This window comes from Myxococcus sp. CA051A (assembly GCF_013336705.1).
Lineage (GTDB): Bacteria > Myxococcota > Myxococcia > Myxococcales > Myxococcaceae > Myxococcus > Myxococcus llanfairpwllgwyngyllgogerychwyrndrobwllllantysiliogogogochensis.
Genome location: NZ_JABUMS010000010.1, coordinates 185314 through 209099, shown reverse-complemented (window position 1 = coordinate 209099; position 23786 = coordinate 185314). Strand labels below are relative to the sequence as shown.

Annotated in this window: 24 protein-coding genes; 13 read left to right on the top strand and 11 right to left on the bottom strand. The window is 68.7% G+C overall.

Annotated features, from left to right (window positions below; translation table 11 throughout):
• The first annotated feature begins 55 nt into the window (after nucleotides 1–55).
• Entirely contained in the window at nucleotides 56–2533 is a 2478-nt protein-coding gene (locus HUA74_RS27860) for an RND family transporter (RefSeq protein WP_174456975.1), read from the top strand.
• Nucleotides 2534–2592: 59 nt separating this feature from the next.
• Complete coding sequence (locus HUA74_RS27855; RefSeq protein WP_174456974.1) at nucleotides 2593–2847, top strand: hypothetical protein; 255 nt, start codon at nucleotides 2593–2595, stop codon at nucleotides 2845–2847.
• 12 nt (nucleotides 2848–2859) lie between these two features.
• Here the strand turns inward: HUA74_RS27855 and HUA74_RS27850 are convergent, their stop codons facing one another.
• From HUA74_RS27850 to HUA74_RS27810, 9 genes are all read right to left on the bottom strand, one after another.
• Complete coding sequence (locus HUA74_RS27850) at nucleotides 2860–3615, bottom strand: hypothetical protein (protein WP_174456973.1); 756 nt, start codon at nucleotides 3613–3615, stop codon at nucleotides 2860–2862.
• A gap of 92 nt (nucleotides 3616–3707) precedes the next feature.
• A complete protein-coding gene (locus HUA74_RS27845; protein WP_174456972.1) occupies nucleotides 3708–4361 on the bottom strand; it encodes a hypothetical protein in 654 nt (217 codons plus the stop codon).
• 66 nt (nucleotides 4362–4427) lie between these two features.
• Nucleotides 4428–5609 carry a cytochrome P450 gene (locus HUA74_RS27840; RefSeq protein WP_254625282.1) on the bottom strand — a complete coding sequence of 394 codons (1182 nt, stop codon included), beginning with the start codon at nucleotides 5607–5609 and terminating at the stop codon, nucleotides 4428–4430.
• 84 nt (nucleotides 5610–5693) lie between these two features.
• On the bottom strand, nucleotides 5694–6275 hold the full coding sequence (locus tag HUA74_RS27835; protein ID WP_174456971.1) for a dual specificity protein phosphatase family protein: 582 nt from the start codon (nucleotides 6273–6275) through the stop codon (nucleotides 5694–5696).
• Complete coding sequence (locus HUA74_RS27830; protein WP_141645005.1) at nucleotides 6272–7261, bottom strand: hypothetical protein; 990 nt, start codon at nucleotides 7259–7261, stop codon at nucleotides 6272–6274. Before HUA74_RS27830 ends, HUA74_RS27835 begins: the two co-directional genes overlap by 4 nt.
• A complete protein-coding gene (locus HUA74_RS27825; protein ID WP_141645004.1) occupies nucleotides 7251–8495 on the bottom strand; it encodes a GtrA family protein in 1245 nt (414 codons plus the stop codon). Before HUA74_RS27825 ends, HUA74_RS27830 begins: the two co-directional genes overlap by 11 nt.
• Nucleotides 8488–9414: a phosphatase PAP2 family protein gene (locus tag HUA74_RS27820; protein WP_174456970.1), complete on the bottom strand. Its 927-nt coding sequence runs from the start codon at nucleotides 9412–9414 to the stop codon at nucleotides 8488–8490. The genes HUA74_RS27825 and HUA74_RS27820 overlap by 8 nt, the downstream gene beginning before the upstream one ends.
• The gene (locus HUA74_RS27815) at nucleotides 9392–10726 is read right to left on the bottom strand and encodes an inositol-3-phosphate synthase (protein WP_174456969.1); all 1335 of its coding nucleotides are present in this window, start codon (nucleotides 10724–10726) and stop codon (nucleotides 9392–9394) included. Before HUA74_RS27815 ends, HUA74_RS27820 begins: the two co-directional genes overlap by 23 nt.
• Nucleotides 10727–11207: 481 nt before the next feature.
• Complete coding sequence (locus HUA74_RS27810; RefSeq protein ID WP_174456968.1) at nucleotides 11208–11744, bottom strand: pyridoxamine 5'-phosphate oxidase family protein; 537 nt, start codon at nucleotides 11742–11744, stop codon at nucleotides 11208–11210.
• A gap of 176 nt (nucleotides 11745–11920) precedes the next feature.
• On the opposite strand from HUA74_RS27810, the gene HUA74_RS27805 reads away from it, so the two are divergent.
• The gene (locus HUA74_RS27805; RefSeq protein ID WP_141645000.1) at nucleotides 11921–12415 is read left to right on the top strand and encodes a hypothetical protein; all 495 of its coding nucleotides are present in this window, start codon (nucleotides 11921–11923) and stop codon (nucleotides 12413–12415) included.
• Nucleotides 12416–12449: 34 nt separating this feature from the next.
• Here the strand turns inward: HUA74_RS27805 and HUA74_RS27800 are convergent, their stop codons facing one another.
• Nucleotides 12450–13406 (bottom strand): aldo/keto reductase, encoded by a 957-nt coding sequence (locus HUA74_RS27800; protein ID WP_174456967.1) that lies wholly within the window; start codon nucleotides 13404–13406, stop codon nucleotides 12450–12452.
• A gap of 141 nt (nucleotides 13407–13547) precedes the next feature.
• Here HUA74_RS27800 and HUA74_RS27795 point away from each other — a divergent pair, with 141 nt between their 5' ends.
• The 10 genes from HUA74_RS27795 to HUA74_RS27750 all read left to right on the top strand — a co-directional run bounded on the left by HUA74_RS27795 (nucleotide 13548) and on the right by HUA74_RS27750 (nucleotide 23105).
• Complete coding sequence (locus HUA74_RS27795) at nucleotides 13548–15104, top strand: hypothetical protein (protein ID WP_174456966.1); 1557 nt, start codon at nucleotides 13548–13550, stop codon at nucleotides 15102–15104.
• 96 nt (nucleotides 15105–15200) lie between these two features.
• Entirely contained in the window at nucleotides 15201–16202 is a 1002-nt protein-coding gene (locus HUA74_RS27790; protein WP_174456965.1) for a zinc-dependent alcohol dehydrogenase family protein, read from the top strand.
• Between the two features lie 179 nt (nucleotides 16203–16381).
• The gene (locus HUA74_RS27785) at nucleotides 16382–16720 is read left to right on the top strand and encodes an HPF/RaiA family ribosome-associated protein (protein ID WP_174456964.1); all 339 of its coding nucleotides are present in this window, start codon (nucleotides 16382–16384) and stop codon (nucleotides 16718–16720) included.
• A gap of 251 nt (nucleotides 16721–16971) precedes the next feature.
• Complete coding sequence (locus HUA74_RS27780) at nucleotides 16972–18360, top strand: DUF2079 domain-containing protein (protein WP_254625281.1); 1389 nt, start codon at nucleotides 16972–16974, stop codon at nucleotides 18358–18360.
• 324 nt (nucleotides 18361–18684) lie between these two features.
• On the top strand, nucleotides 18685–19122 hold the full coding sequence (locus tag HUA74_RS27775) for a response regulator (RefSeq protein ID WP_141644997.1): 438 nt from the start codon (nucleotides 18685–18687) through the stop codon (nucleotides 19120–19122).
• Nucleotides 19119–19748 carry a RedB protein gene (locus HUA74_RS27770; RefSeq protein WP_174456962.1) on the top strand — a complete coding sequence of 210 codons (630 nt, stop codon included), beginning with the start codon at nucleotides 19119–19121 and terminating at the stop codon, nucleotides 19746–19748. Before HUA74_RS27775 ends, HUA74_RS27770 begins: the two co-directional genes overlap by 4 nt.
• The gene (locus tag HUA74_RS27765; RefSeq protein ID WP_141649370.1) at nucleotides 19745–21166 is read left to right on the top strand and encodes a sensor histidine kinase; all 1422 of its coding nucleotides are present in this window, start codon (nucleotides 19745–19747) and stop codon (nucleotides 21164–21166) included. Before HUA74_RS27770 ends, HUA74_RS27765 begins: the two co-directional genes overlap by 4 nt.
• Nucleotides 21166–21942: a response regulator gene (locus HUA74_RS27760; protein ID WP_246137892.1), complete on the top strand. Its 777-nt coding sequence runs from the start codon at nucleotides 21166–21168 to the stop codon at nucleotides 21940–21942. The genes HUA74_RS27765 and HUA74_RS27760 overlap by 1 nt, the downstream gene beginning before the upstream one ends.
• A gap of 3 nt (nucleotides 21943–21945) precedes the next feature.
• Nucleotides 21946–22695 carry an ATP-binding protein gene (locus HUA74_RS27755; RefSeq protein WP_141649372.1) on the top strand — a complete coding sequence of 250 codons (750 nt, stop codon included), beginning with the start codon at nucleotides 21946–21948 and terminating at the stop codon, nucleotides 22693–22695.
• On the top strand, nucleotides 22695–23105 hold the full coding sequence (locus HUA74_RS27750) for a response regulator (protein WP_174456961.1): 411 nt from the start codon (nucleotides 22695–22697) through the stop codon (nucleotides 23103–23105). The genes HUA74_RS27755 and HUA74_RS27750 overlap by 1 nt, the downstream gene beginning before the upstream one ends.
• Nucleotides 23106–23120: 15 nt before the next feature.
• Here the strand turns inward: HUA74_RS27750 and HUA74_RS27745 are convergent, their stop codons facing one another.
• A complete protein-coding gene (locus HUA74_RS27745) occupies nucleotides 23121–23696 on the bottom strand; it encodes a carboxypeptidase-like regulatory domain-containing protein (protein WP_141649374.1) in 576 nt (191 codons plus the stop codon).
• Nucleotides 23697–23786 lie beyond the last annotated feature (90 nt).

Sequence of the window (23786 nt, the reverse complement as noted above, 5' to 3'; positions counted from 1 at the left end):
CCCAAGGTGGGCCGGCCGTTGTTCGGCCCGCAAACAACACAGCAGGTGTCGCAACATGGGTGAGAAGCGTTGGTCGGAGCGGTTCGAGGGGGCGATGGGCCAACTCGCCGCACGCAGCCACCGGCGTCCGTATCAGGCACTGGTGGTGGCGTTGGTGCTCACGCTGCTGGGGGCCTGGTTCGCGAGGACCCTGACGCTCAGCGCGGACTTCGTGGGCCTGCTGCCCAAGGCGTTCCCCAGCGTCCAGGACATCGAGAAGCTGCGCAAGCGCTTCGGTGGCCAGGGCAACGTGGTGTTGGTGGGCATGGGCGCGGAGCCCGAGGTGCTCAAGCGCTTCGCGGACGACATGGCGCCGAAGCTCGCGGAGCTGTCGGAGATCCGCTACGTCAACTACCAACGGCCGAGCGAGTTCTTCGACAAGCACGCGCTGTACTACGTGGACCTGGATGACCTGAAGACCATCCAGGGCCGCATCGACGCGCGCATCGCCTGGGAGAAGGAGCAGGCCAACCCGCTGTTCGTCCGGCTGGATGACGCGCCGCCGCCGTCGGTGGACTTCGCCGACATCGAGCAGAAGTACACCGGCCGCGCCAACCAGCGGCTCTCCGGCCAGGGAGATTTGTACTACCTGGACACGACGGAGCGCGTGGTGGTGTTGATGGCGAAGCCCAAGGGCAGCGCCGCGGACCTGAACTACTCCAAGAAGGTCGTCACCCAGGTGGAGGACTTCCTGGCGAAGCAGGACCTGTCCAAGTACGGGCCGGGCTTCAAGACGGCGGTGACGGGCACGTTCAAGAAGAAGATCGACCAGCAGCGCGTCATCGTCAGTGATTTGGCGACCGCGTCCTCGCTGGCCATGGTGCTCTTGCTGGCGTACCTGGCGTTCCACTTCCGCAGCGCGCTGTCGGTGGGCTTCACCATGCTGCCGGTGCTCGCGGGCCTGGGGTGGACGTACGGCTTCGTTGGGCTGGCGTACGGGCAGGTGAATCTCTTGACGGGGTTCCTGGCGGCGGTGCTTGGCGGCCTGGGTGTGGAGCACGGCATCCACCTGTTGGGGCGCTACGGGACGTTGCGTTCGGAGGGGATGACGTCCGAGGCGGCGGTGCACGAGTCCTTCCGGCACACGGGCTTCTCCGCGCTCATCGCGGCGCTGGTGGCGGCGCTGACGTTCTTGAGCCTGGCGCTGTCGGAGTTCAGGGCGTTCCGCGAGTTCGGCATCATCGCGGCGGTGGGCATGCTGGTGAGCATCTTCGCGTACGTGCTCATCCTGCCGGCGCTGCTCGGGGTGGCTTCGCGCTTTGGCTGGTCGCCGCGCGTGCACCAGGGTGGCACGGGGCCCATGGCGCTGTTGGGGCGGTGGCTGCCGCGTTCCTATCGAGGGGTGGCGGTGGTGATTGGCGTCGGGGTGCTGGCGCTCATCTCGCAGGCGTACCGCATCTCGTTCAACTACGACTCGCGCACGCTGGAGGACTACAAGCAGGCGTCGGCGGTGCTGGACCAGAAGGTGAACAACATCCTGGGCTACTCGCAGACGCCGGTGGTCGTGCTGACGGACTCGCAGGACATGGAGCGCGAGGTCGTCCGGCAGTTGGAGGCGCGCAAGGCGGCGCGGGGCAAGGACTCCACCATCGACTTCGTGGGGGCGCTGGAGGACCTGGTGCCTCGCCAGCAGTCGGAGAAGCGGGCGGTACTGGAGGCCATCCACACGCGGCTGAACAAGCTGGACCCGGAGCGGCTGCCGGAGGACACGCGGGCGTCGCTGACGCGCGCGCTGAACATGTCGCAGGCGAGGCCCTTCACCCAGGCGGAGCTGCCGGCGAGCGTGCGGCACCAGTTCGAGAGCCTGGATGGGAGCACGGGTGGCGTGGTGCTGGTGTACGCGGGCGGCGGGGTGAGCCTGTCGGACGGCGAGGGCACGCGGCGCTTCTCCAAGGAAGTGCGCGGGCTGCACATGCCGGACGGCAGTCAGGTGTCGGCGGCGGGCGAGGCGCTCATCCTGGCGGACATCCTGGACATGGTGTCGCGCGAGGGCCCGCGGATTCTCGCGGCGGCGGTGCTCAGCGTGCTGGCGGCGATGTGGCTGACATTGGGGCGGCTGCGCACGGCGCTCATCTGCATGGTGCCCACGTTGCTGTCGGTGGCGGGGCTCGTGGGGTTGATGGCGCTCCTGGATTTGCAGTTCAACTACCTGAACATCATGGTGTTGCCGGTGTTGGTGGGCACCACGGTGGATGCGGGTGTGCATCTGGTGCAGCGGCTGGGTGAGCCGGGCGCGGACTTCATCTCCGTGTATGGGGAGACAGGGCGAGCGATTACGGGTGGCCTCTTGACGAGCGCCATCGGCTTCGTGGCGTTGGTGCTGGCGAAGCACCCGGGGCTGAACTCGATTGGTGACCTGGCGAACCTGGGGTTCGGGTTGAACCTGGTCATCGTGCTGCTGGGGTTCCCGTCGCTGCTGTTGCTGGTGGAGCGGTGGCGTCGCAAGCACGGGGCCACGGCGGAGCAGCCGGAGCAGCCCGCGCCGGAAGCGTGATTCATGCGCGGCCGGGGCGCCGTGGTGGTGCCCTGGTCGGTGTCCGAGGAGGGCAGGGTATGAAGCGGAGCGGATGGTTCGCGGCGGTGACGGTGGCTGTGGCCCTGGCGGGCTGTGGCCATGGTGGGAAGAAGGAAGAGAAGAAGGGCGACACGCGCTGCGAGGAGTCGCGGAACCTCTCGTGCATCACTGGCACGGAGTGTTCCATGGACCGAGACCGTGGCTGTGAGGTCTGTCGCTGTTCGCCCGCGGATGCGCTGACTCCCACGGACAAGCGCCGGCCCACGGCGATGGAGCCGCAGCAGCGCTGGTAGGGCGGGGACGGGCTACACGAGGTGAGCGACTTCGACGTCCAGTCGCTTCACCTTCAGCTCTGTCAGGAGCCCATGCAGCTTGGGTGACATGAGCAGGAGCGGGTGAGGGCGCAGGATTCCGCTCCGCATCCCCACCAGTTGCCGTGTCCAGGTCAGGTCGCTTCCGTCATAGTCGCCGCGCCGCAGCGAGAGCTCCGAGAGCACATTCAGGCCGACGACGTGTCCCTTGGGGCAGCGCTGCGCGTTGTCCTCATCGTGGTCGAAGGGGTCATTGCCCGTGAGTGTGGCGGGCAGGATGTCGACTGGGGGCGCTGTCACGATGAGCTGATGCCACTCCTTCACTGGCTCTGACCGCGCACCAGCTCGCCGGATGGGTCGGAAGTCCACGCCGGTGATTCCATGCTCCCGCCAGAGGTCGGCGAGCCGAGCGGAGATGACCCATTCGTGGGAGATGGTTCGAGCGAGGTCCACGCGCTGGGGAATCCGGCGCACGTCCAGGCTCAAGTCGGAGACCTGCCGCGCGCCCGCTCCACACAGCGTGCACGCGGTGGATTCATCGTATGCGGTGCCACACGCCTCTCCAGCCGGCTCGAAGACGGCCTCCAGTCCCAGCTTGAGCAACTCGGCGGACTTCAGTTCTCCCACGGAGTAGTGGCGAAGGATGCGCCAGCCCGCGAAGAACATCTGGCCTTGCTGACGCAGGGCGCGGTCAATCTCCCTGACGCGCGACACGCGGCCATCGTCGGTGGGGAGAGTGACCTTGCGCACCGTGCCACTCGGAAGCACAACGCCCTCGTCTTCGTGAAAGAGTCGCCATGCTTCCGTTTCCTCGACACGGAGTTCGATGGTTTCGCGCATGGTCAGGGCTGGAGTCCGATGAGCTGCGGGATGGGATACTGGGAGTAGACCTGGACCAGGAGGAGTTGAAGTTTCTCTGGAGGAGGCCGCTCCTGGCCATAGGCCCAGCGCTCTCGAAACGCCTGGGTGATGGCCTTGTGGTAGGCGGTTGGCAGTCGATAGGTCGCGCCTGATTTAGCACCGCCCAGGTACATCGGTATCAGGTGATGTTCCTGGAAGCCCGTGCTGCTCGGATAGCGTGCCTGAGCTTCCTTGAGACGCTGGGCATAGCGCTGACGAGCCTGCTGGACGACTTGATGGTTCGCCAGCCGGTGTGCCTGGAGCTGGCTCTGCTGTGGTGTCGGCGTCGGGGTGAGCAAGGGCGCGCGTCGCCACTGGCGTGCTCCAGGCCCCCGACGAAGCGGTGGCCTCATCCCCGCGTTCTCGCAGGAGGTGTCGGTCCGCGAAGCGCAGTATGAATCTGGCCGTTCGCTCTCGGCCTGGCCCGTGTCCACCTGCATGTCGTCTGGCAGGAAGGCCCCGGTGGTACCGTCGTCTGCCGTGACATGGAGGCTGCCCCAGTCGCGAAGGTTGACGGTGGCGGCACCACAGCCCAGTTGAAGCAGGACCAGGACACAACACCACAGGCTCAGATGCCAGGCAGGTGGAGCGCGCATCCATCCTCCATGTCGAGTTTGGGTCGGCCTCCCCATCTTCTCCCAAACTCGCGGGATGGGACGAAGTCAGCTCCGTGCGCCAGGCTCGAAGCGCAGTGGCAGGTGCGTGGGGCCGTGGACATGGAGCGCCTGACGCGGCTGCCAGGGCTCGTCGCTCGCGAGCCGGAAGTCGCGCAGCCGCTCCAAAAGGTCCGTGAGCGCCACCCGCGCCTCCATGCGGGAGAGCGCCGCACCCAGGCAGAAGTGGATGCCGTGCCCGAAGGCGAGGTGCGGATTGGGGTCCCTGCCAATATCGAACCGCTCCGGCTCACGGAACTGCTTCGGGTCCCGATTCGCGGAGCCAATCATCGGCAGCACGAACTTCCCCTCCGGAATCACCCGCCCGTGTAGCTCCACCTCACGCTTCGTCGAGCGGAACATCGACTGCGCCGGAGACCGGAACCGCAGCACCTCCTCGATGGCCAAGGGCAACAACCCCGGCTCCGCCTTCAGTCGCGCCACCTGGTCCGGGGACTCCATGAAACACAGCAGCGCGTTGTTGATGAGGTTGGTCGTCGTCTCCGTCCCCGCCGCCAGGAGCAACTGGAAGAACCCCAGAAGCTCCTTCGCGTCCAGCCGCTCCCCATCCACCTCCGCCTCGACCAGCCGGGTCAGCAGGTCATCCCGCGGCGCCCTCCTGCGTTCATCCAGGATGCCCGCCAGATAGGTCCGCATCTCGTCCCGCGCCGCCGCGTTCTCCTCCATCGCCCGTTTCGACTCGTCCCCACCCGCGATGGTGTAGCTGAGCTTCATGATGATGTCCCCCCACCGCAGGAACCGCGCCCGGTCCTCGACGGGAATCCCAATCATCTTCGCGATGACCATCGCCGGCAGCTGACTGGAGTAGTCCGCCACCAAATCCAACTCCCCACGCTCCACCGTCACATCCAGCAGCTCCCGGGACAGCTCCCGCACGTGCGGCTCCAGGTTGGCGATGGAGCGCGGCGTGAAGGCTCGCATGATGATGCCGCGCAGCTTCGTGTGCCGGGGCGGGTCCGAGAACAGCAGCCAGTCCGGCGTCGTCCCCGTCTCCGTCGTGACGACGGAGCTGAACGCGTCATGGTCCTGCAGCGCCCACTTCACGCTGTCGTAGTCGAAGAGAATCCACAGGTCCTCCCGTGGCTCGTGCAACAGCGGCGAGTCCGCGCGCAACTTCGCGTAGAGGGGAAAGGGATTGCGGCGCACGTCATCGGTGAAGAGCTCCAGCATTCCTTGGCGTCTCCGGGACGCCAGGGTAGGAACCCCAGGTTCCAGAGCGAAACCGTGCCGGACTGAACCGTCCAGCCGAGGACGCTAGGCCGCTCGTTCCGCGCGCCGTGCCGCCCACGCGGTGACGAAGTCCGCGAGGCCGCCCAGCTGCCGGTCATTGAGCGTGCACTGCCACCGGGCCTGTCGCAGCGCGCGGTACGCCGCCGGAGCCTCCCAGCCGCGCGCCACCATCACCGCCAACCCCATCAACGGGCCCCGCCCCACACCGTGCTCGCAGTGCGCATAGAGGTGCCCACCCCGCTCCAGCCGGGGCAATGCCCACTCGACACCCTGCAGGAGTTGCTCCACCGACGGCGGATAGCGGTCCGTCACCGGCAGGTTCAACAACTCGATGCCCAGCGCTTCCAGCGCCTTCGCGTCGTCGACACTCTCGGCGCGCAAATCAATCACCGCGGTGATGCCTCGCGCCTTCAGCTCCGCGTAACGCGACGGCGGCACCGAGCCACCCACGTGCAACCAGTCGCTCACGTGCGACACGTTGAGGCCGCGCCCCGGCAGCTTCGTGGTCCACTCCACGCAGCGCGCCACCGAGCGCAGCACCTGCTTGCGCACCCAGCCTCGCACGCCGGGCACATGGTGCACGTCCCGCAACAACGAAACGCTCACGGGTCTCCCTCGAGCGACACTTCCATCAACCCCGTCACCGGCGCCTTCCCCGCGCGCTCCAACACCGCCCGGTGCAGGTACGTCACGGGAGCGCCCACCACGGGCTTGATGAGCCCACCCAGCACGCCCAGCTCTTCCACGGGCGCGCTGCGCTGCAACAGCGACGTGGAGCGCAGCACCATCACCTTCGCCCCGTCGCCGCCGAAGACATCCACCGTCCAGACGCTCCGCTCCTTCGTGCCCTCGCGGCTGAGCGTGAAGGACTCCAACTGGGTCGGCGTGCCACCCTCCGTCCACGAGTACACCGGACCGAACTCACCGTCCTGCCCCTCGCGCCCCAGCAACACCATCCGCTCCCCGCCCTCGCGCAGGGCCCGGAAGCGCACCCAGCGCCTGGCCAGCTTCGCCGGAGCAATGGTGGAGCGCGTGTGGTCCGCGTAGCCGCCACCGGCCTGCTCCAGCTCCGCGCTCTTGGGCGGCTGCACCTTCGCCTTCAGCGGGCTGAAGGCCAGCATCATCTCGTGCCGGTAGCGCGCGTTGCCCACTTCCACTTCCGAGCCTTCCGGCGAGCGGGGTGCCATGGGCGCCGCGTATTCCAGCACCACCCGCCCACCGTCCAGCGGCGCTTCCACCCGCGTCACGCCCTCCGCCGAACGCGCCGAGCACGTGCCCACGCGCAGCGTGCCGGTGGCCGCGTCGTAGCCCCACTCGCGCGAGCCCACCTTCTTCTGCGCCGTCCACGCGCGCTGGCCCGGCCGCAGCACCGTCGCGCGGCAGATGCCCGTGCGCGAGCCCGGACCGATGTTCGTCACCTGCAACTGCACCAGCACGAAGGTGCTGTCCTCCAGGTCCCCGATGAAGGTGAAGCTCTCCCCGTACGTGTCGCTCGGGGAGGCCGAGGGCTCCAGCGTCGCTCCCGCCGCCACGGTGGGCAGCGCGAGCGACAAGAGGAGACCCAGGACCCGGAGCCGCGCCTCACGCCGCATGGGGGCGCTGCTCCAGCAGCGCGTCCGGCGACGTCGTGTCGTTGAAGACGTAGTCGCGCTGCAGCGGCAGGTTCCACGCGAAGTACACCACGCCGCGCACCAGCCACCAGCCCAGCGTGTAGGCCAGTTGCGGATGCAGCGTCAGCAGCGCCACGCCTCCCGCGTTGAGCAGCGCGCTTGTCCCGCTCACCACCGCGTAGCGCATCATCTGCCGGCCCACCGCCGCCGTGCTGCGGAAGGTGAACACGCGGTTGATGGAGTAGTTCACCACCGCGCCCAACAGCGCGCCCAGCACCGTGGCCCACGCGGGCAACAGCCCCGCCCACTCCACCAGCGCCAGCACCACCGCGAAGTCCGCCACCGTGGCCACCGCGCCCGCCGCCGCGTTGAGGCCGACAATCGCCTTCTCCGAACGCGCCTCCTGCCGCTTGGGCGCCAGCGCCTTCACCAGATTCCGGAAGCGGGAGATGGCCGTCAGGTTGCTCATGATGGCGACGAAGACGAGCCCCACCACCGCCATCCAGTGCATGGGGTGCTTCTCCTGGGGCCAGAACACGGCCTCCAGAATCGGCGACAGCGCCGTGCCCGCGCCCAGGAAGAGCACCCGCTCCAGCCGCTGCATCGCGCCGTCACGCACGTTGACGCCCAGGCCCTCGCCCTTGGCGCGGACATACGGCACCAGCGACGAACCCAGCAGCGCACCCAGCGCCGGCAGCAGCACCCAGGTGTCCCGGTAGTACCAGGCAAGGCCCATCAACATGGCCGAGTCCACGTACCTGTCGAGCACCGAGTCCAGCGCCGCGCCCGCGGGGTTGGCCTCCTTGCGTGTACGGGCGATGCGCCCGTCCATGACGTCCAGGATGCCCGCGCCCAGGAACAGCCAGCCGCCCAGCGCGAAGCGGCCCGCCGCCACCGCCACGCCGGAGGAGATGCCGAGCAGGCCCGACAGCATGGACAGCGCGTTGGCCGGAAGGCCCGAGCGCAGAATCAGCGCCCACAACGGCTGGATGACCCAGAAGAAGTAGTGCCGGAGGAAGTAGCCGACGAACCCGGCGTTGCCCCGCTTGAGCGTCTCCTCGTCGCGAGGCACGCCCTTGAAGGCCACGCGGATACAGAAGATGAGCAGGCCTCCCAGGAAGTACACACAGGCGAGGATGGCCGGACCCAACGCGGTCCAGATGCGAGCCGAGGGGGACAGGTTTCCGGTCAACCAGGCGACCACGTTCTCAAGCACGGGTGTCCCCTCCAGGAGTCAGCGGCAGCGTGACGGTCATGGGTGCGCTCTTGCGCGAAAAGGCCAGCTCCACCGCCAGGAAGGCGGCGAGCGCGAACACGAGGCCCGCGAGCACATCCAGGATGTAGTGGTGCGTCAGATAGACAGCGGAGAAACCAACCAGCAAGGCGAACGCCCCCGTGGCCAGACGCCACTTCGGGCCATCCCGCCAGACGAAGAGCATCACCATGAAGGGATAGGAGGCGTGCAACGAGGGCATGGCCCCGAAGACGTTGGGATTGCGGGCGTAGAAGCCGGCGAAGTAGTTGATGCCCAACAGTGCGTCGAAGCGCGCCGTGCCCGCGGGACTGGGCAGTGCGGCGAGGTTCGCCGGGCCCGGGCCGTACTGAAGGATGTACCAGGGCGGAGCCGCCGGATAGAGCAGGTAGGTGACCATGCCCAGGGCGTTCACAAGCAGGAAGGCCCAGCACAGCTTCTCGAAGCGCGCGTCCTTCTTCACGAAGAAGAAGATGGCCATCAAGAAGACTTCGTAAAGGTAGGCCGCGTAGGCGAAGCCGCACAGCAGGTCCAACACGGCGTGCGAGCGGGTGCTCCACCACAGGGGCCAGTTGACACCCCCGGGGGCGGGGAACCACTGGCGCTCCCAGTCCCACAAGTCACCCGTGTGGATGCCGCCCCGAAGGAACAGCCAGAGTCCCTGGCTGTCCATCAGCATGCCGGTCAGCCATAGCGGGAACCCGCCGAAGAGGAAGCGCCGCGTGCGGGGGCCCGCCCAGGCCACCCCCACCAGCAGCACGTCCGCGACGACGTGGTCCCACCGGAGCCGACCGGTGGCCGTCACGAGCATCAAGTGGCCCACACCCAGCAGGGTGACGAGCCACGTGAAGGCCGGACTCTTAGCGAGCGAGCGGGAGGTCATCCCCGTAGTAGTCGAGTCCGAGGTGGGTGATGGGCTCTTCGCCCGCCACGACGCGCAGGGTGTTCTTCAGCTTGGTGAGCTGGATGAACAGGTCATGCTCGACGGGCAGGCCGGGCTGCGCCATGGGGCTCTTGAAGTAGAAGGACATCCACTCCTGGATGCCGCGCCACTCCAGCCGCTTGGCCAGGTCCAGGAACAGCGCGATGTCCAGCACCAGCGGCGCCGCCAGGATGGAGTCGCGGCAGAGGAAGTTGACCTTGATCTGCATCGGATAGCCGAGCCACCCGGTGATGTCGATGTTGTCCCAACCCTCCTTCGCGTCGCCGCGGGGCGGGTAGTAGTGGATGGACACCTTGTGCGAGTACTTGCTGTACAGCTCGGGGTACAGGTCCGGCTGCAGGATGGTGTCCAGCACGCTCGACTTGGTGACTTCCTTGGCCTTGAAGGCCGCGGGGTCGTCGAGCACCTCGCCATCGCGGTTGCCGAGGATGTTGGTGGAGAACCACCCCTCGAGGCCGAGCATGCGGGCCTTGAGCGCGGGGGCGATGACCGTCTTCATCATCGTCTGGCCGCTCTTGAGGTCACGGCCCGCGACGGGGATGCCCTCCAGCTTCGCCAGCTCCTGCAGCGCGGGCGTGTCCACGCTCGCGTTGGGCGTCGCGTTGGCGAACGGCACGCCTTCCTTGATGGCGGCGTACGTGTAGAGCGCGGTGGGGTTGATGTCCGTGCTGTTCTCGTCCAGCGCCTTCTCGAAGGCGGCCAGCGTCTTGAAGGACTCCGGCAGGGGACGGAAGGTCTCCACGCTGCTGCACACCACCATGACGGCGCGCTTGGCGTTGAGCTCCTTCTTGAAGTCGCGGATGTCCTGGCGCAGCGCTTCAATGCTCTCGCGGTGCGTCTTGGTGGCCTTGGCGTGGTTGGCCTCGATGCGGCGGACGAACTCGGCGTCGTGCACGCCCTTCTTGGGCTTGATGCCCTGGAGGAAGGGCTTCACCTGCTCCAGGTGCTTGTCGTGCAGCACGCCGGAGCGCACCGCGACCTGGTACGCGTCCTCGCTGATGATGTCCCAGGCGCCGAAGACCACGTCGTTCAGTCCCGTCAGGGGCACCAGCTCACCCAGCTTCACGGTGCGCCCGTCCGTCCGCTTGCCCAGGCGCGCGGTCCCCATCTGCGTCAGGGACCCGATGGGTGCGCCCTTGCCCTGCCGCGCCAGCTCCACACCCGCCATCAGCGTCGTGGACACCGCGCCCAGGCCGGGGATGAGCACCGCCAGCTTGCCCTCGGGCTTCGAGACCGACTTCTTGTTCTCCATCGTGGATTCCTTCGAAAGGCGGTTTTGACGCCCTGTGGTGAGTCTTCTTCGGATTCGCCGCTGCGCACCGACCTGATGCCGTGGGGTATGCGGAAAATCTCGAATGCGGATGGTTGATACTCTAAAGCGTTCGTGACTTCAACGTCATGTGGGGCGGCTGGTTAGCACGCCATGGGGCGGACTGATGGATCACCCCAGCCCCAGGTACAAGACGAGCCGAACGCGCCTGTCAGAGAAACACCAGGTCGTGAGAAAAGTGACACCTGCCCGACCGTACATGGGCATGACGGGTAGGTCGGAGTCGTTTCCGACCCGCTGGCTACGGTGTATGGGGGTGTATTGCTGCGTGTGTGCCTTCGAGGGGTGTGGGACGGGCCAGTCATGGCGCCCAGGCGCTTCCGGCGCAACCCCAAGTCGAGGCAGGAAGGGCCCACCCGCCACTTCCCGTAAAGAGAGGGGAGGGTGGGCCCGGGGAGGGACGTCAGTGGGGGCCCGTGCCGCCGCCGCCGTTCAGCTCCAGGGCCTGGTGGTCGCCAGGGGCGTAGGGCTTCCCGGACAGGACGGCCTTGAGCATGCCGGCCAGTTGCACCATGCGGCTGGAGGGAGCGTCCCAGTACTCGGCGCGCTCCACGCGCACGCACAGAAGCGCGAGCTCTGGATCATCCACGCCCTGGGGGAACCACGCCTTGAGAGCGGGGCTCCACAGCTCCCGGACCTTGCGGGCGTCCTTCACCAACTGACAGCGACCGCTGACGGACACGTAGCGTTCGCGGGTGGGGTCGGCGAAGGAGACGTTGACGTGGTGGTCCTGCTCCACCTCGTCGACCTTGTGGGAGTGCTCTCGGGTGAAGAACCAGAGTTCTCCGTCGAAGTCATGGTCCTGGGTCCACATCGGCCTGCTGTGCAGGCTCCCGTCGCTCTCCACCGTGGTCATCATCGCGACCTTGATGCCGTGGATGAGGTCTCCCAGATGTTCGACGGCGTCGCGGGTGCCTTGCTCCTTCTTCTTGGTGCTCATGCGCTCCTCCTGAGTTGGAAAGGTAGGCAGGGTGGAGGGGAGCGAGCATGGGACGGCCGGTCGGATGGCGCCTGGGCAGGCGGGCGGTGTGGTAGGTGGCGAGGGCCTCCCTGGTGGAGGGGAGACCTGGGGCTCCACGTGAGTGGGGAACCTGGGGATGGAAAGCGAGTGCGACGATGCTGAAGACCGCGTGGAACGAGTGGTGCCTGAAGGCGCTGCAGATTGAGACAGCCCTCCTGGCACTGGAGGAAATCGAGCTGCCCGAGGAGATGCACGGGCTGCAGGACGCGGCGGAGGAGAAGTTGCTGGAGCTGGGGCGCGCCTGGAAGGGGCGGCAGCCGCAGAAGGATGGGCGCCGGTGGGAGCGGCAGACCCTGGAGGGCGGCGCGCCGAGCGACGCGGAGCTCCAGGAGGTCGTCGACGAGTTCCGCGGGGACGGCAAGAAGTGGACGCTGCTCAGGGCCACCAGCGACAAGCAGGAGGTCGTGGAGGTGGTGGTGTCGGAGGGCCGCGCGTGCATGGTGGCCGGCGGCTCGTACTACCTGGGCCAGTGGGACGCGAAGGACGAGGTGCTCGAGGTGGGCCGCGATGACGACGCGGGAGAGCCCGGCACCGGCGTGGTGTTGTCCGCCACCGCCGAGGTCCAGTTCACGCCGGACCCGGAGCTGTAGCCCGCGTCACGCGGGCCTTCGAGCGCGCGAAGTTTCAGGAGTCCAGCACGCGCGCCATGCGCTCGCGTGTCTTCGCGTCGGGCAGGCGTCCGAAGCCAGCGCGGACGTTGTCGGCGACGTGCTCGGGGTTGCTCGTGGCGGGCAGCGGGCAGTGCACGGCGGGGTGGCCGAGGATGAACTTCAGGAAGAACTGCGCCCAGCTCGCGCAGTCGAAGTCCGCGGCCCACGCCGGCAGCGCGCGGCCCTTCACCTGTCGGAGGAGCTGCCCCGTGGCGAAGGGCTGCATGACGAGCACCGCCACGCCGTGCTCGGCGGCGGCGGGGAGCAGGCGCTTCTCCGCGTCGCGCTCGGCGAGTGAGTAGGGCAGCTGGATGAAGTCCAGGGTCTGCTCACGCAAGAGGCGCTCCAGGTCATCGAAGGCGCTTCGGGCGTAGTGGGTGATGCCGACGTAGCGCACGCGGCCTTGCGCCTTCCACTCGCGCAGCACGGGCAGATGGGTGCGCCAGTCGACGAGGTTGTGGACCTGGAAGAGGTCCATGTGCCCTCGCCCCATGTCCTTCACGGAGGTCTCCAGTTGGGCGAGGCCCGCATCGCGGCCCGTCGTCCAGACCTTCGTGGCGAGGAAGGGTTTGGGCGCGTCCGCGAGCGAGGCGAGCACGTCCCCCACGACGCGCTCCGCCCGGCCGTACATGGGCGAGGAGTCGATGAGCCGCGCCCCTGAGTCGAGGAAGTGCTGGAGCACCTGCTTCAAGGGCGCGCGCTCGGCGGCGGAGGTCCCCACGTCGAAGGTCTGCCAGGTGCCGAGGCCGATGACGGGCAGGGCCTCGCCCGACTTGGGGATGGGACGGGTGAGCATGGGGGTCTTCACGGTGGGAGCGGGTTTCGCGGCCCGAGTCTGGCCCGGGAGCAGCGCGGCGCCGAGCCCCGCGGTGAGCACGTCCCGACGCGAGGGCGGGGACAGGGGCCTGGGGCGTCGGGGTGTCTGGGACATGGTGGTGACAGTATTTCGTGGGCCCGGTGTTCTGTTGCGCGAAGGGGGACGGTGACGTCTCCCGCGAAACAACCCTGGCTCTGGTACCCGCGCCGCGCGTGGGAGGAGCCCTCTCGGAAATCAGATCAGGAAGGTCCAGCGATGAAGCGCAAGGTCTCGGTGTGTGCGGGCGTCATGGCGGCGATGGTGGCGATGTCCGCTGGCGCCGAGGAGGCGAAGGGGGGCGACTCGGCCCCCGTGGTCTCGGCGGGCGGTGACGGTGGCCCGGCGGTGGGAACCGAGGTCGCGCCAGTGGTGGAAGGGCCGGGCGTGGAGCGGGCGATGGTGGCGCCTCCCCTGGTGGAGTCGACGACGGCGGGGGTGGTGAGCGCGGGGACGGCCGGAGACGCGCCCGTGGCGGTGGCGAAGACGGAGGCCGCGGAGCAGGACGTCCACGTGCCCTTCAACCTGTCGATTCTGCCGGGGCTGAGCACCTCGGGGTTCGCTCGGCAGAACCTCGTGCATGACGTGTCCATCGGGTTGATTGCCACGCATGCGAAGCGGGTGACGGCGCTGGGGTTGTCGCTGGGTGGCAACTGGGTGACGCATGGCGCGAGCGGCGTGCTCGCCACGGTGGGCGCCAACGTGTCGAGGGGCCCCGTGGATGGGGTGCTGCTCTCGGTGGGCGGCAACGTGGTGACGGCGGACGCGGAGGGCGTGCAGGCGTCGGTGGGAGCCAACATCGTGCGCGGCTCCATGGGCGGTGGGCAGCTCACGGTGGGCGCCAACGTGGCGACGGGCGCGGTGGAAGGTACGCAGCTCAGCGTGGGAGCGAACATCGCGGGCGGCGACGTGAACGGTGGGCAGCTCACGGTGGGCGGCAACCTGGCGTCGGGCGCGCTGCGGGGACTCCAGATGTCGGTGGGTGGCAATCTGGCGGCGGGGACGCTGAATGGAGTCCAGATGGCGGTGGGCGCCAACGTGGCGCGAGGCACCGCGCGAGGGCTCCAGATGGCGGCGGGCGTCAACGTCGCCTCGGAGCTGACGGGCATGCAGGTGTCCTCGGGCGTCAGCTACGCGAGCAAGCTGTCCGGTGCGCAGCTCTCCCTCATCAACGTGGGCGGCGACGTCGACGGCGCGCAGGTGGGTCTGGTGAACGTGGCCGGCCGCGTGGACGGCGCGCAGGTGGGCCTGCTGAACGTGGCGGGCCAGACGGAGGGCGAGTCGGTGGGCCTCTTGAGCTTCGTTGGCAACGGTCAGGCCCACGTGCAGGTGTGGGCCAGTGACGTGTCGCTGACGAACATCGGCCTGAAGCTGGGCGGGCGGCACCTCTACACGCTGCTCACCGTGGGCCTCACGCCGCCGATGGATGGAGACCGACGTCGCTACACGGTGGGCGCGGGCCTGGGTGGCCACATCCCCGTGGGCCGCTTCTACGTCGACGTGGACGTGATGGGCTCCAGCCTGCATGCCAACCGCCTCTTCGACTTCGACGAAGACACGAACCATGTGCTCGGGCAGTTCCGGGTGATGGCCGGCTGGCAGCTGTCGCGCCGCTTCGCCGTGTTCGGCGGAGTCAGCGCCAACACGCTCGTCACCTGGAACGGGAGTGACACGTGGAAGGAGCTGGGCATCGGCCCGGAGTGGAAGGAGGTCTCCGACAGCGGACGCACCACCGTGCGCACCTGGCCGGGCCTGCTCGCGGGCGTGCAGATTTGACGTGAGCGTGGGTGCTTCCCGGGGGGCCCTCCGCCCCCCATGTTTCCCTCGGACGGATGCGCCCGTCAGTCGGTGGGCGACGGAGGGAGCGACCCCATGGAAGGCACCATGCGTGTGATGGTTCTCCACGCGCCGGGGCAGCCACTGCGAGCGGAGACGTGGCCCATTCCGCGCCCGGCCCCGCAGGAGGTGTTGTTGCGAGTCCACGCCTGCGCGGTGTGCCGCACGGACCTGCACGTGGTGGACGGTGAGCTGCCCAGGCCGAAGCTGCCGCTGGTGCCGGGCCACGAAATCGTGGCCACCGTCGTGGAGGCGGGCGCGGAGGTGATGGGGCTGGAGCCGGGCACGCGCGTCGGGGTGCCCTGGCTCGGCTGGACGTGTGGCCAGTGTCGCTTCTGTGTCTCCGGTCGGGAGAACCTCTGCGACTTCGCGCGCTTCACCGGCTACCAGTTGGATGGCGGCTACGCGGAGTACACCCTGGCGCATCACCGCTTCTGCTTCCCGCTGCCCGCGAACTACCCGGACGTGCATGCCGCGCCGCTGATGTGCGCGGGGCTCATCGGCTTTCGCAGCCTGCGCCTGTCGGGAGAAGGTGAGCGGCTGGGGTTGTATGGCTTTGGCGCCGCCGCGCACGTGCTCATCCAGGTGGCGCGTCATCGCAAGCGGCGCGTGTTCGCCTTCACGCGGCCCGGGGACGAGGAAGGGCAACGCTTCGCGCGCGAACTGGGCGCGGTCTGGGCGGGAGGCTCGGACGTGCTGCCGCCGGAGCCGCTGGACGCGGCCATCCTGTTCGCGCCCGTGGGTGCTCTGGTGCCCGCCGCGTTGCGCGCCGTGGACAAGGGCGGGGTGGTGGTGTGCGGCGGCATCCACATGAGCGATATCCCGTCGTTCCCCTATTCGTTGCTCTGGGAGGAGCGGGTGGTGCGCTCGGTGGCGAACCTGACGCGCGCGGATGCGATGGACTTCCTGGTGCTCGCGCCCAGCGTGCCGGTGCGCACCGAGGTGCGGGTGTTCCCCCTGTCCTCGGCGAACGAGGCGCTCACCGCGCTGCGTGAAGGCCACGTGCGCGGCGCGGCCGTGCTCGACACGAGCAGGTAGGCGTGGGGCATTGCGCCCCGCAGGGACTGCGTGCGGCCCCATTCCGCCGCAAATCCCGCGCAAGGGGCGCGCACGGTGCCCCGGCATTCCAAGGGGTTGGCGTTGGCCAGGGTGATGCAATGGGGAGGGGTGCAACCCGAAGCCCCGCGCACACAGCGGGGCCTGACCCGAGGCCGACGATGAAGCGAGCGTTGCAGATTACCTACCGGGGCATGGCGACGAGCGAGGCCCTGAACGAGCACATCCGCGACCACGCAGCGAAGCTGGAGCAGTTCTTCGATGGCATCGTCGGATGCCACGTGGTGGTGGACGAGCCCCACCGGCACAAGCAGCACAGCCATCACTTCCGCGTGCGCGTGGACCTGCACGTGCCTGGAAGAGACATCATCGCGGGCAGGGAGCCGGAGCACGACGCCGCGCACGAGGACCCCTACCAGGCCGTGTCGGACGCCTTCGAGGCCGCGCGCCGGCAGCTCCAGCACTACGCAGAAGGGCTGCACGCGCATCATCGACACTGACGCGCGCGGAAGTCCCTGGGGTCGCGCGCCGTAGCCTCGGGTGCGCGGGTCCCCGGGGTGGAGCCAGGGGCCGAGCGTGGGCATGGGGCTCGGCCGTGGTGGGCTCGAGGTGTCGTGCCGGGTGACATGAGTCGTGGGAGTGCGATAGACGACGCGCCCTCCGGTCCGTGGCCGGCGCCTCCTCGATTCACGACTTCATGACTCCTTCCGCCGATGACTCGAGCCCAGGACGCGCACGGCGATGGCCAGGCATGCTGGCCCTGCCGTTCGTGGTCCTCGTCTGGCTCGTGTTCGTCGTGGCGCCCGTCTGGATTCAGGCCGCGCACGCCTGCTTCTCGCACTTCGACCTGGGCATCTACACCCAGGCCCTGGCGCGCATGTCGCTGGCGGAGCCAAACCCCTGGCTCACCGGGCGACAGGTCTACATCTTCAACGACCACTTCGACCCCATCCTGTGGGTGGTTCGCCCGCTGGTGGAGGTGCTGCCACCGATGTGGGCCTCGTTGGTGGGTGAAGCGCTCTTCGTGCTGCTCGCGCTGGCGCCGCTGCTCTGGCTCCAGGCACGGGGGCTGCTGAGCCGCGCCGCCACGGGGCTGCTGGCGGCGTTCCTGCTGCTCACCCCCAGCGCGGTGGAGGCGCTGAAGTTCCCCATCCATCCGACGACGTGGTCCGCGCTGCCGTGGGTGATGACCGGCGTGGCGTTCCATCTGCGCCGCAACGGCTGGCTGCTGGTGTCGCTGGTGTTGCTGTTCATGTGCAAGGAGGAGTTCGCCTTCGTGGGCATCATGCTCACCGTGGCGCTGTGGCTGCGCGGCGAGCGGCGCTTCGCGGTGGGCGTGGGGGTGCTGTCGCTGCTCTGGCTCGCGGGTGTCTACGGGCTGCGGCCGTGGCTGTTGGGGCCCTCGGAGGACTACGGCGTCCGGCTCAGGCAGGGCATGGAGGGTGGATTCCTTCACTACCTCACGCTTCGTCTGGCGCCGGTCCACCTGTCGCGCATGGGCACGCTGGTGTTGCTGCTGCTGCCGCTGGGGGTCTGGGCGTGGCGCGAGCGCTTGAAGCCGGACTGGGCGTGGCTGCTGGTGTTGTTGCCGATGCTCGGCATCCGTTTCCTCGGCATGGCCTGGCGCTTCCACTACGGCGTGCCGCTGATGGCTGCGGCGCTGATGGGCTTCCTTCCCGTCCTGCGCGCCCGGAAGCCGCCCGCGTGGGTCCTGGTGTCCACGGGGCTGGTCCTCCTCTTCAGCAACGAAGTCAATCTTCGCCAGTTCACTCGCACGTTGGTGTCCTCGCGCACATATCCGCGCCAGTGCCCGGGGGACCCGGAGCGACTGGCCAGCATCTCGCGAGGAGTGGACGTGCTCACCCAGAATCGAGCGGGGCTCGCGCTGCTGGGCAGCAACTTCGTCGCCCTGCTGGCGGACCGGGATGACATCTACGCCGTGGGCGGCCCACAGCCCGCCGACGGCCGCGTCTACGAGTGGGTGCTGGTGGAGAAGCCGCCTCATGGCGATGTCTTCCCCCTCTCCTCCGAGCGTATCCAGGAGCTCATCGACGTCTGGCGCGCGGATGCGGGCACGCAAATCGTCATCGACGACGCGAACATCTTCCTGGCGCGAGGTCGCTTCACCACTCACCGTTGAGTGCTCGCAAGGGCGTGCCTCCGCGCTGCTCGCGTTCCGAGGCACCCCGCGCCGCGCGGCCCCAGAGCTCCGGGAGTGAGCGGCGAGGATGACGCCGCGCTCCGGCCGAGCCCCCGCGTCCGCCGTGCCCGGCTCACGATGGAGCAGGCGAAGGGACGAGCGCCGGGGCACCTGCCCGTGTGGATCCACGCGAGGCCCGCCCGCACATACGTGTAGGTGCCCGCCCTCTAGCGCTGGCGTACCGGCTGCCCGCCATTGGCGAACAGTCCACCGCATCCCCTCACGCTCTGGCGGGGATGGCGCTATCCTCGCGCGGTCCCCGCCATGAATGCCCCGCGGCTCCAAGTGCTGCTGGTGGATGACGAGGCAGCTGTCCTCGCCACCACCGCGGCCGTGCTCTCCGAGGACTTCGAGGTCCAGACCGCGCATGACGCGCACACCGCGCGCCGGATGCTCGGGCTGCGTCCGTTCGACGTCCTGTGCACCGACCTCCACATGCCCGGCCCCAGCGGCATCCAGCTGCTGCGCGAGGCCGTCATCCAATATCCCCACCTCGCGGGCGTGCTGGTGACGGGCTTTCGCGAGTACCTCGACTGGAGAGACCGCCTGGACGCGCAGGGCCTCTTCTACCTGGTGCTCAAGCCCTACCAGCCTCCGGACCTCATCGCGATGATCCGCCGCGCCGCCGAGTCCGCGCGCCTCAAGCGCGACATGAGCCGACTGTCCTCCGGCCTGGCCGAGCACAAGTGGGGGCCCCGATGAAGGTTCCCCCCCTGTCGCGGGGAGGGTGGCTGTTGATGGGACTGCTGTGGCTGGTCGCCATGGTGGTGGGCTTCGCGCTGCTCGCCCGACATGCCCTCACCCCGGGCACCGCCCACGAGTCTCCAGCCCGCTGGCCTTCGTCCGTGAGTCCTCCCCGCGCGGAGGGCCGGCCCACCCTGGTGATGCTCGCCCACCCGCGCTGCCCCTGCACGCGCGCCAGCCTGGGCGAGCTGTCCGTCCTGATGGAGCACGCCCGGGGCCAGCTCGACGCGCGCGTCCTGTTCCTCCAGCCCGAGGGCACTTCCGGCGACTGGACACAAGGCCCCCTGTGGCGCGCCGCCGCCGCGATTCCGGGCGTCACGGTGCTCAAGGACGCGGGAGGCGAGCAAGCTCGCCGGTTTGGAGCAGTCACTTCCGGACATTCCTTGCTCTATGATGCCGCCGGTCGGCTCCGCTTCAGCGGTGGAATCACCGGGGCGCGGGGACACCGAGGTGACAACCCGGGGCGGGACGCCGTGGAGGCGCTGCTGCGGGAGGCGGGTGGGGTGGGCGGGTCGTCGGAGCACGCTGTCTACGGTTGCGCACTGGAGGAACCGCCCGAGGCCCGGGCCACGAACACCCCATGAAGCCCACGGAGGATGCCAGCGGCCCGACGGTGGCACTGAAGGAACGCGCCGTTCTGCTGTTCCACGAGCACCTGACCACGGTGCGACGCCGCACGGACCGCCTCTTCGCGGGACTGATGCTGGCCCAATGGGCCTTCGGCATCCTCGTGGCCCTCTTCGTCTCGCCCTACGGCTGGGAGGGCAAGGACCGCGCCCTCCACGCCCACGTGTACGCCGCGCTCTTCCTCGGCGCCGCGCTCACCGTGTTCCCCCTCGCGCTGGCGCGCTGGCGCCCCGGGGCCGTCTCCACCCGGCACGGGGTGGCCCTGGCGCAGATGTTGTGGTCCTCGCTGCTCATCCACCTGACGGGTGGGCGCATCGAGACGCACTTCCACATCTTCGTCTCGCTCGCGTTCCTCTCCCTGTACCGGGACCCGTGGGTGCTCCTGACGGCCACGTGCGCCACCGTCGCGGACCACGTCATCCGAGGCGTCCTGTGGCCGGAGTCCGTGTACGGCCTGCCCAACGCGGAGTGGTGGCGCTTCCTGGAGCATGCGCTCTGGGTGGGCTTCCTGAACCTGGTGCTCCTGCACGCGGGCCGGGTGATGCGGCGGGAGATGCGCGAAGTGGCGGTGCGCCGCGCGGAGCTGGAGCTGGCGCGCGAGCGCGAGGAGGACAAGTCCGCGGAGCTGGACCGCGCCCTGCGCGAGCTGAGCGGCTTCCAGGAGCACCTCATCCGCGTAGAGAAGCTGGCCGCGGTGGGTCAGCTCGCCGCCAGCGTGGGTCATGAATTGCGCAACCCGCTGGCCGCCGTGCGCAACGCGCATGCCTACCTCTCCCGACGACTGAGTCGGGATGCCATCGGGGCCGCGGATGACCCACGCGTCCCCCAGTTCCTCGGGGTGATGGAGCGCGAATTGGGTGCGTGCGCGAAAATCATCTCCGACCTGCTCGACTTCGCGCGCGAGCGGCCTCCGGCGCTGCAGCCGTGTCCGTTGCGACCACTGGTGGACGAGGCCATTGGCGTGGTCCCCTCGCGCGAGGGCGTCCGCATCCTCAACGAAGTGCCCGAGTCGCTCCCGGTGCCGAGCCTGGACAAGGAACAGTTCCGTCAGGTGCTGGTGAATCTGGTGCAGAACGCGGTGGAGGCCATGCCCCAGGGAAGAACCGGTCAGGTTTCAGTGCTGGCGGAAGGCGGCGACACCGGGCCGTGGGCCATTCGCGTGGTAGATGACGGGACGGGCATCCCTCCGGACGTGCTGCCCAAGATTTTCGAACCGCTCTTCACAACCAAGACGCGTGGCACCGGCTTGGGGCTGGCCATTGTGGCCAACATGGTGCAACGTCACGGCGGCACAATCTCTGTGCGAAGCGAAGCCGGCCGGGGTAGTGAATTCCATATTCATCTCCCGGCAACCGCGGCGGCGCAGGCCGCATGATGGAGGACGTGGCTTTGGGCCCCGCTCGCATCCTTTTGGTCGACGACGAGGAGGGGCTGCGCATCACGCTCGCGGCGAACCTGGAGTTGGAGGGCCATACCGTTCTGGAGGCCGCCAACGGCGAGGAAGCGCTGCGCCTGCTGGGCGAGCACCCGGTGGACGTGGTGCTCAGCGACATGCGCATGCCCGGGCTGCACGGGGTTGATCTGCTGCGCCGCATCAAGCAGGCGCGTCCGGACATGCCCGTGGTGCTGATGACCGCCTTCACGGCGGAAGAACTGGTGGAGGACGCGCTCGCGGAGGGCGCCTTCACCGTGCTGCCCAAGCCCTTCGACGTGGCGCACGCGCTGGACACGATTCTGCGCGCGGCGCGGGCTCCCCAGGTGCTGGTGGTGGACGACACGGAGCCGGTGGCGCGCGCCATGGTGCGCGCGCTGAGCACCGTGGGGCTGCGTGCGCGCGCGGTGTACAGCGGCGAGGAAGCGCTGACGTACCTGCGCTCGGGCGACTTCGACGTGTGCGTGCTGGATTTGGTGATGCCGGAGATGAGCGGGCCGGAGCTGGTGGCGAAGGTGAAGGCGGCGGATTTGTCCGTGGCCGTCATCGCGATGTCCGGGCACGTGGTGCCAGAATTGTTACGCAAGGTGGCGGCGCAGGGCGCGGTGGTGTGTATGACCAAGCCGGTGCCGCTGCGGGAATTGGTGCAAGCGATTGCCCGGGTGAGAGGCCAACCCCGGGCGCAGGGGCCCTCCGGGCCCCAGGGTGCGAGGAATTGACGGATGGGCGCGCGCGCAGATCTCCAAGCGCGGGAACGGGCCGCGGTGGCGGACGTCGTCGCCTCCACGCTGCGGCATGACCTCCGCAACAAGCTGGCCAGTGTCCGCAATGCTTCGTTCTACCTGATGCGGAAGATGCAGAAGACGGACGTCTGGAGCACGGATGCCCGGGTGGAAGCCTTCTTCCAGCTCATCGACCGGGAGCTGGCGGCGGCCGAGGAGGTGCTGACGCGACGCGCCCCGGTGGCCAGCAGCGACAAGCCCCTGTGCCACGCGAGCGAGGCGATGGAGCAGGGGTTGCGTGAGGCGAGGGTGCCGGAGCAGGTGCGCGTGGAGCGCGACTTCAAGGCCCGGGGCACGGTGCCGCTGGATTTGGAGGACCTGGCGCTGCTGGTGCGCTGTCTGGTGGACAACGCCGTGGAAGCGATGCCGCGCGGAGGAATGCTCACCGTGCGGACCTGGGACGTTGAAGAAGGTGAGGGCGGCGTGGGCATCCGCGTGGAGGACGCGGGAGAGGGGCTGGCGGCGGAGGCGTATTCACGTGCCTTCGAGCCCTTCTATTCGACACGTCCCGGCCACGCGGGATTGGGATTGAACATCGTGCAGCGATTGGTGCTGCGCAATGGGGGGAAGGTGGCACTGGACGGAGGCCCCTCGGGGGGCACGCACGTCGAGGTCCTCTTCCTGCACCGCCCGGAGGCGGGGGCCAGGATGCGGCTCGCGGGCCATGACGAGATACGGGGGAGCAAGTGATGGAGACGAGCTGGACCTTCGGGCGCTGCCTGCTGCTGGTGGAAGATGACCCGTCCAACCGGATGACGCTCGCGGCGCTGCTGGAGGAAGCGGGGTTCGCGGTGGTGACAGCGGGTTCCTACGCGGAAGCGGAGAAGTGGCTCAACCACCCGCGGCCCATCGACGCGGTGTTGCTGGACCAGAGCCTGGGTGACGGCTTCGGCACGGGGTTGATTCCGTTGGTGCGTCACCACATGCCGGGCGCGAAGGTGGTCTTCGTCACCGGCGCCGACAGCGCCATCGACATGCCGGTGGATGCCGTCTTCCGCAAGGGTGACCATTTCGAGGCGCTCCTGGCCTTCCTCTTCAAGCTGTTGCCCCAGAGACCGCTGGGGATGTCCTCGTCCGCTCCTGGGCCGCGTCGTCCCTGAGCTTCGCGGTGGTGTTCAGCTCCAGCTCTGGCCATCCAGTTCGGGAAAGGTGACCTGGCACTCGCCGGGATTGACGCCCTCCACGCGGGCGTAGCCATTGGAGTTGAGGGTGCCTTCGCGCGTGCTGCCGTCGGGCAGGCTCACGACGTAGCGCGCGTTGGGGACGGGCTTTCCCGCCTCGTCCTTGAGCTCGATGGCCAGCCAGGTCATCTCCTCCACCACGGCCTCGTCGGCCTTGGCCTCGGGTCTGGCCGTCCAGGGCGCTGGCACGCTCTTCGGGCGGGCCACCTCGAGCGCGACGAGCTCTCCGCGCGTGAAGGCGTCCGAGAGGCGCTGCTTGAGGCGTTGCTCGTAGCGGGAGCGCTCCAGGCCCGTCAGGCCGAAGGGGCTGCTGCCGCCGAGCGCTTCGTAGATGCCATACAGCGTGCGCGCCGAAGGGGTGGACAGCCACCGGTCCAGGGATGACGTGACGAACACGTCCGGCACTCGCGGGCGGCGCTCTTTCGCGTCGGTGTCGACGGACGAGACGACGAGCCAGTCTGCGTTCCGCGCCGGCAGTGTCCACCGGCGTTCACCGCGATTGAGCGGCATGCTGAGTACCCCCGTGGGACTCAGTGTATCAGCAAAGGACACTCGGTGTCCGGTGGCGCGCGATTTTTCGTGCGGCCACGGGTCGCCCGA

Coding starts and splice junctions, on each gene's coding strand:
- HUA74_RS27780 (WP_254625281.1), top strand. CDS start 16,972: ATGCTGGCCCTGCCGTTCGTGGTCCTCGTCTGGCTCGTGTTCGTCGTG.
- HUA74_RS27830 (WP_141645005.1), bottom strand. CDS start 7,261: ATGCGGCGTGAGGCGCGGCTCCGGGTCCTGGGTCTCCTCTTGTCGCTC.
- HUA74_RS27840 (WP_254625282.1), bottom strand. CDS start 5,609: ATGCTGGAGCTCTTCACCGATGACGTGCGCCGCAATCCCTTTCCCCTC.
- HUA74_RS27765 (WP_141649370.1), top strand. CDS start 19,745: ATGAAGCCCACGGAGGATGCCAGCGGCCCGACGGTGGCACTGAAGGAA.
- HUA74_RS27755 (WP_141649372.1), top strand. CDS start 21,946: ATGGGCGCGCGCGCAGATCTCCAAGCGCGGGAACGGGCCGCGGTGGCG.
- HUA74_RS27805 (WP_141645000.1), top strand. CDS start 11,921: ATGCTGAAGACCGCGTGGAACGAGTGGTGCCTGAAGGCGCTGCAGATT.
- HUA74_RS27820 (WP_174456970.1), bottom strand. CDS start 9,414: ATGACCTCCCGCTCGCTCGCTAAGAGTCCGGCCTTCACGTGGCTCGTC.
- HUA74_RS27795 (WP_174456966.1), top strand. CDS start 13,548: ATGAAGCGCAAGGTCTCGGTGTGTGCGGGCGTCATGGCGGCGATGGTG.
- HUA74_RS27760 (WP_246137892.1), top strand. CDS start 21,166: ATGGAGGACGTGGCTTTGGGCCCCGCTCGCATCCTTTTGGTCGACGAC.
- HUA74_RS27775 (WP_141644997.1), top strand. CDS start 18,685: ATGAATGCCCCGCGGCTCCAAGTGCTGCTGGTGGATGACGAGGCAGCT.
- HUA74_RS27800 (WP_174456967.1), bottom strand. CDS start 13,406: ATGTCCCAGACACCCCGACGCCCCAGGCCCCTGTCCCCGCCCTCGCGT.
- HUA74_RS27745 (WP_141649374.1), bottom strand. CDS start 23,696: ATGCCGCTCAATCGCGGTGAACGCCGGTGGACACTGCCGGCGCGGAAC.
- HUA74_RS27815 (WP_174456969.1), bottom strand. CDS start 10,726: ATGGAGAACAAGAAGTCGGTCTCGAAGCCCGAGGGCAAGCTGGCGGTG.
- HUA74_RS27860 (WP_174456975.1), top strand. CDS start 56: ATGGGTGAGAAGCGTTGGTCGGAGCGGTTCGAGGGGGCGATGGGCCAA.
- HUA74_RS27790 (WP_174456965.1), top strand. CDS start 15,201: ATGGAAGGCACCATGCGTGTGATGGTTCTCCACGCGCCGGGGCAGCCA.
- HUA74_RS27770 (WP_174456962.1), top strand. CDS start 19,119: ATGAAGGTTCCCCCCCTGTCGCGGGGAGGGTGGCTGTTGATGGGACTG.
- HUA74_RS27785 (WP_174456964.1), top strand. CDS start 16,382: ATGAAGCGAGCGTTGCAGATTACCTACCGGGGCATGGCGACGAGCGAG.
- HUA74_RS27810 (WP_174456968.1), bottom strand. CDS start 11,744: ATGAGCACCAAGAAGAAGGAGCAAGGCACCCGCGACGCCGTCGAACAT.
- HUA74_RS27750 (WP_174456961.1), top strand. CDS start 22,695: ATGGAGACGAGCTGGACCTTCGGGCGCTGCCTGCTGCTGGTGGAAGAT.
- HUA74_RS27855 (WP_174456974.1), top strand. CDS start 2,593: ATGAAGCGGAGCGGATGGTTCGCGGCGGTGACGGTGGCTGTGGCCCTG.
- HUA74_RS27845 (WP_174456972.1), bottom strand. CDS start 4,361: ATGCGCGCTCCACCTGCCTGGCATCTGAGCCTGTGGTGTTGTGTCCTG.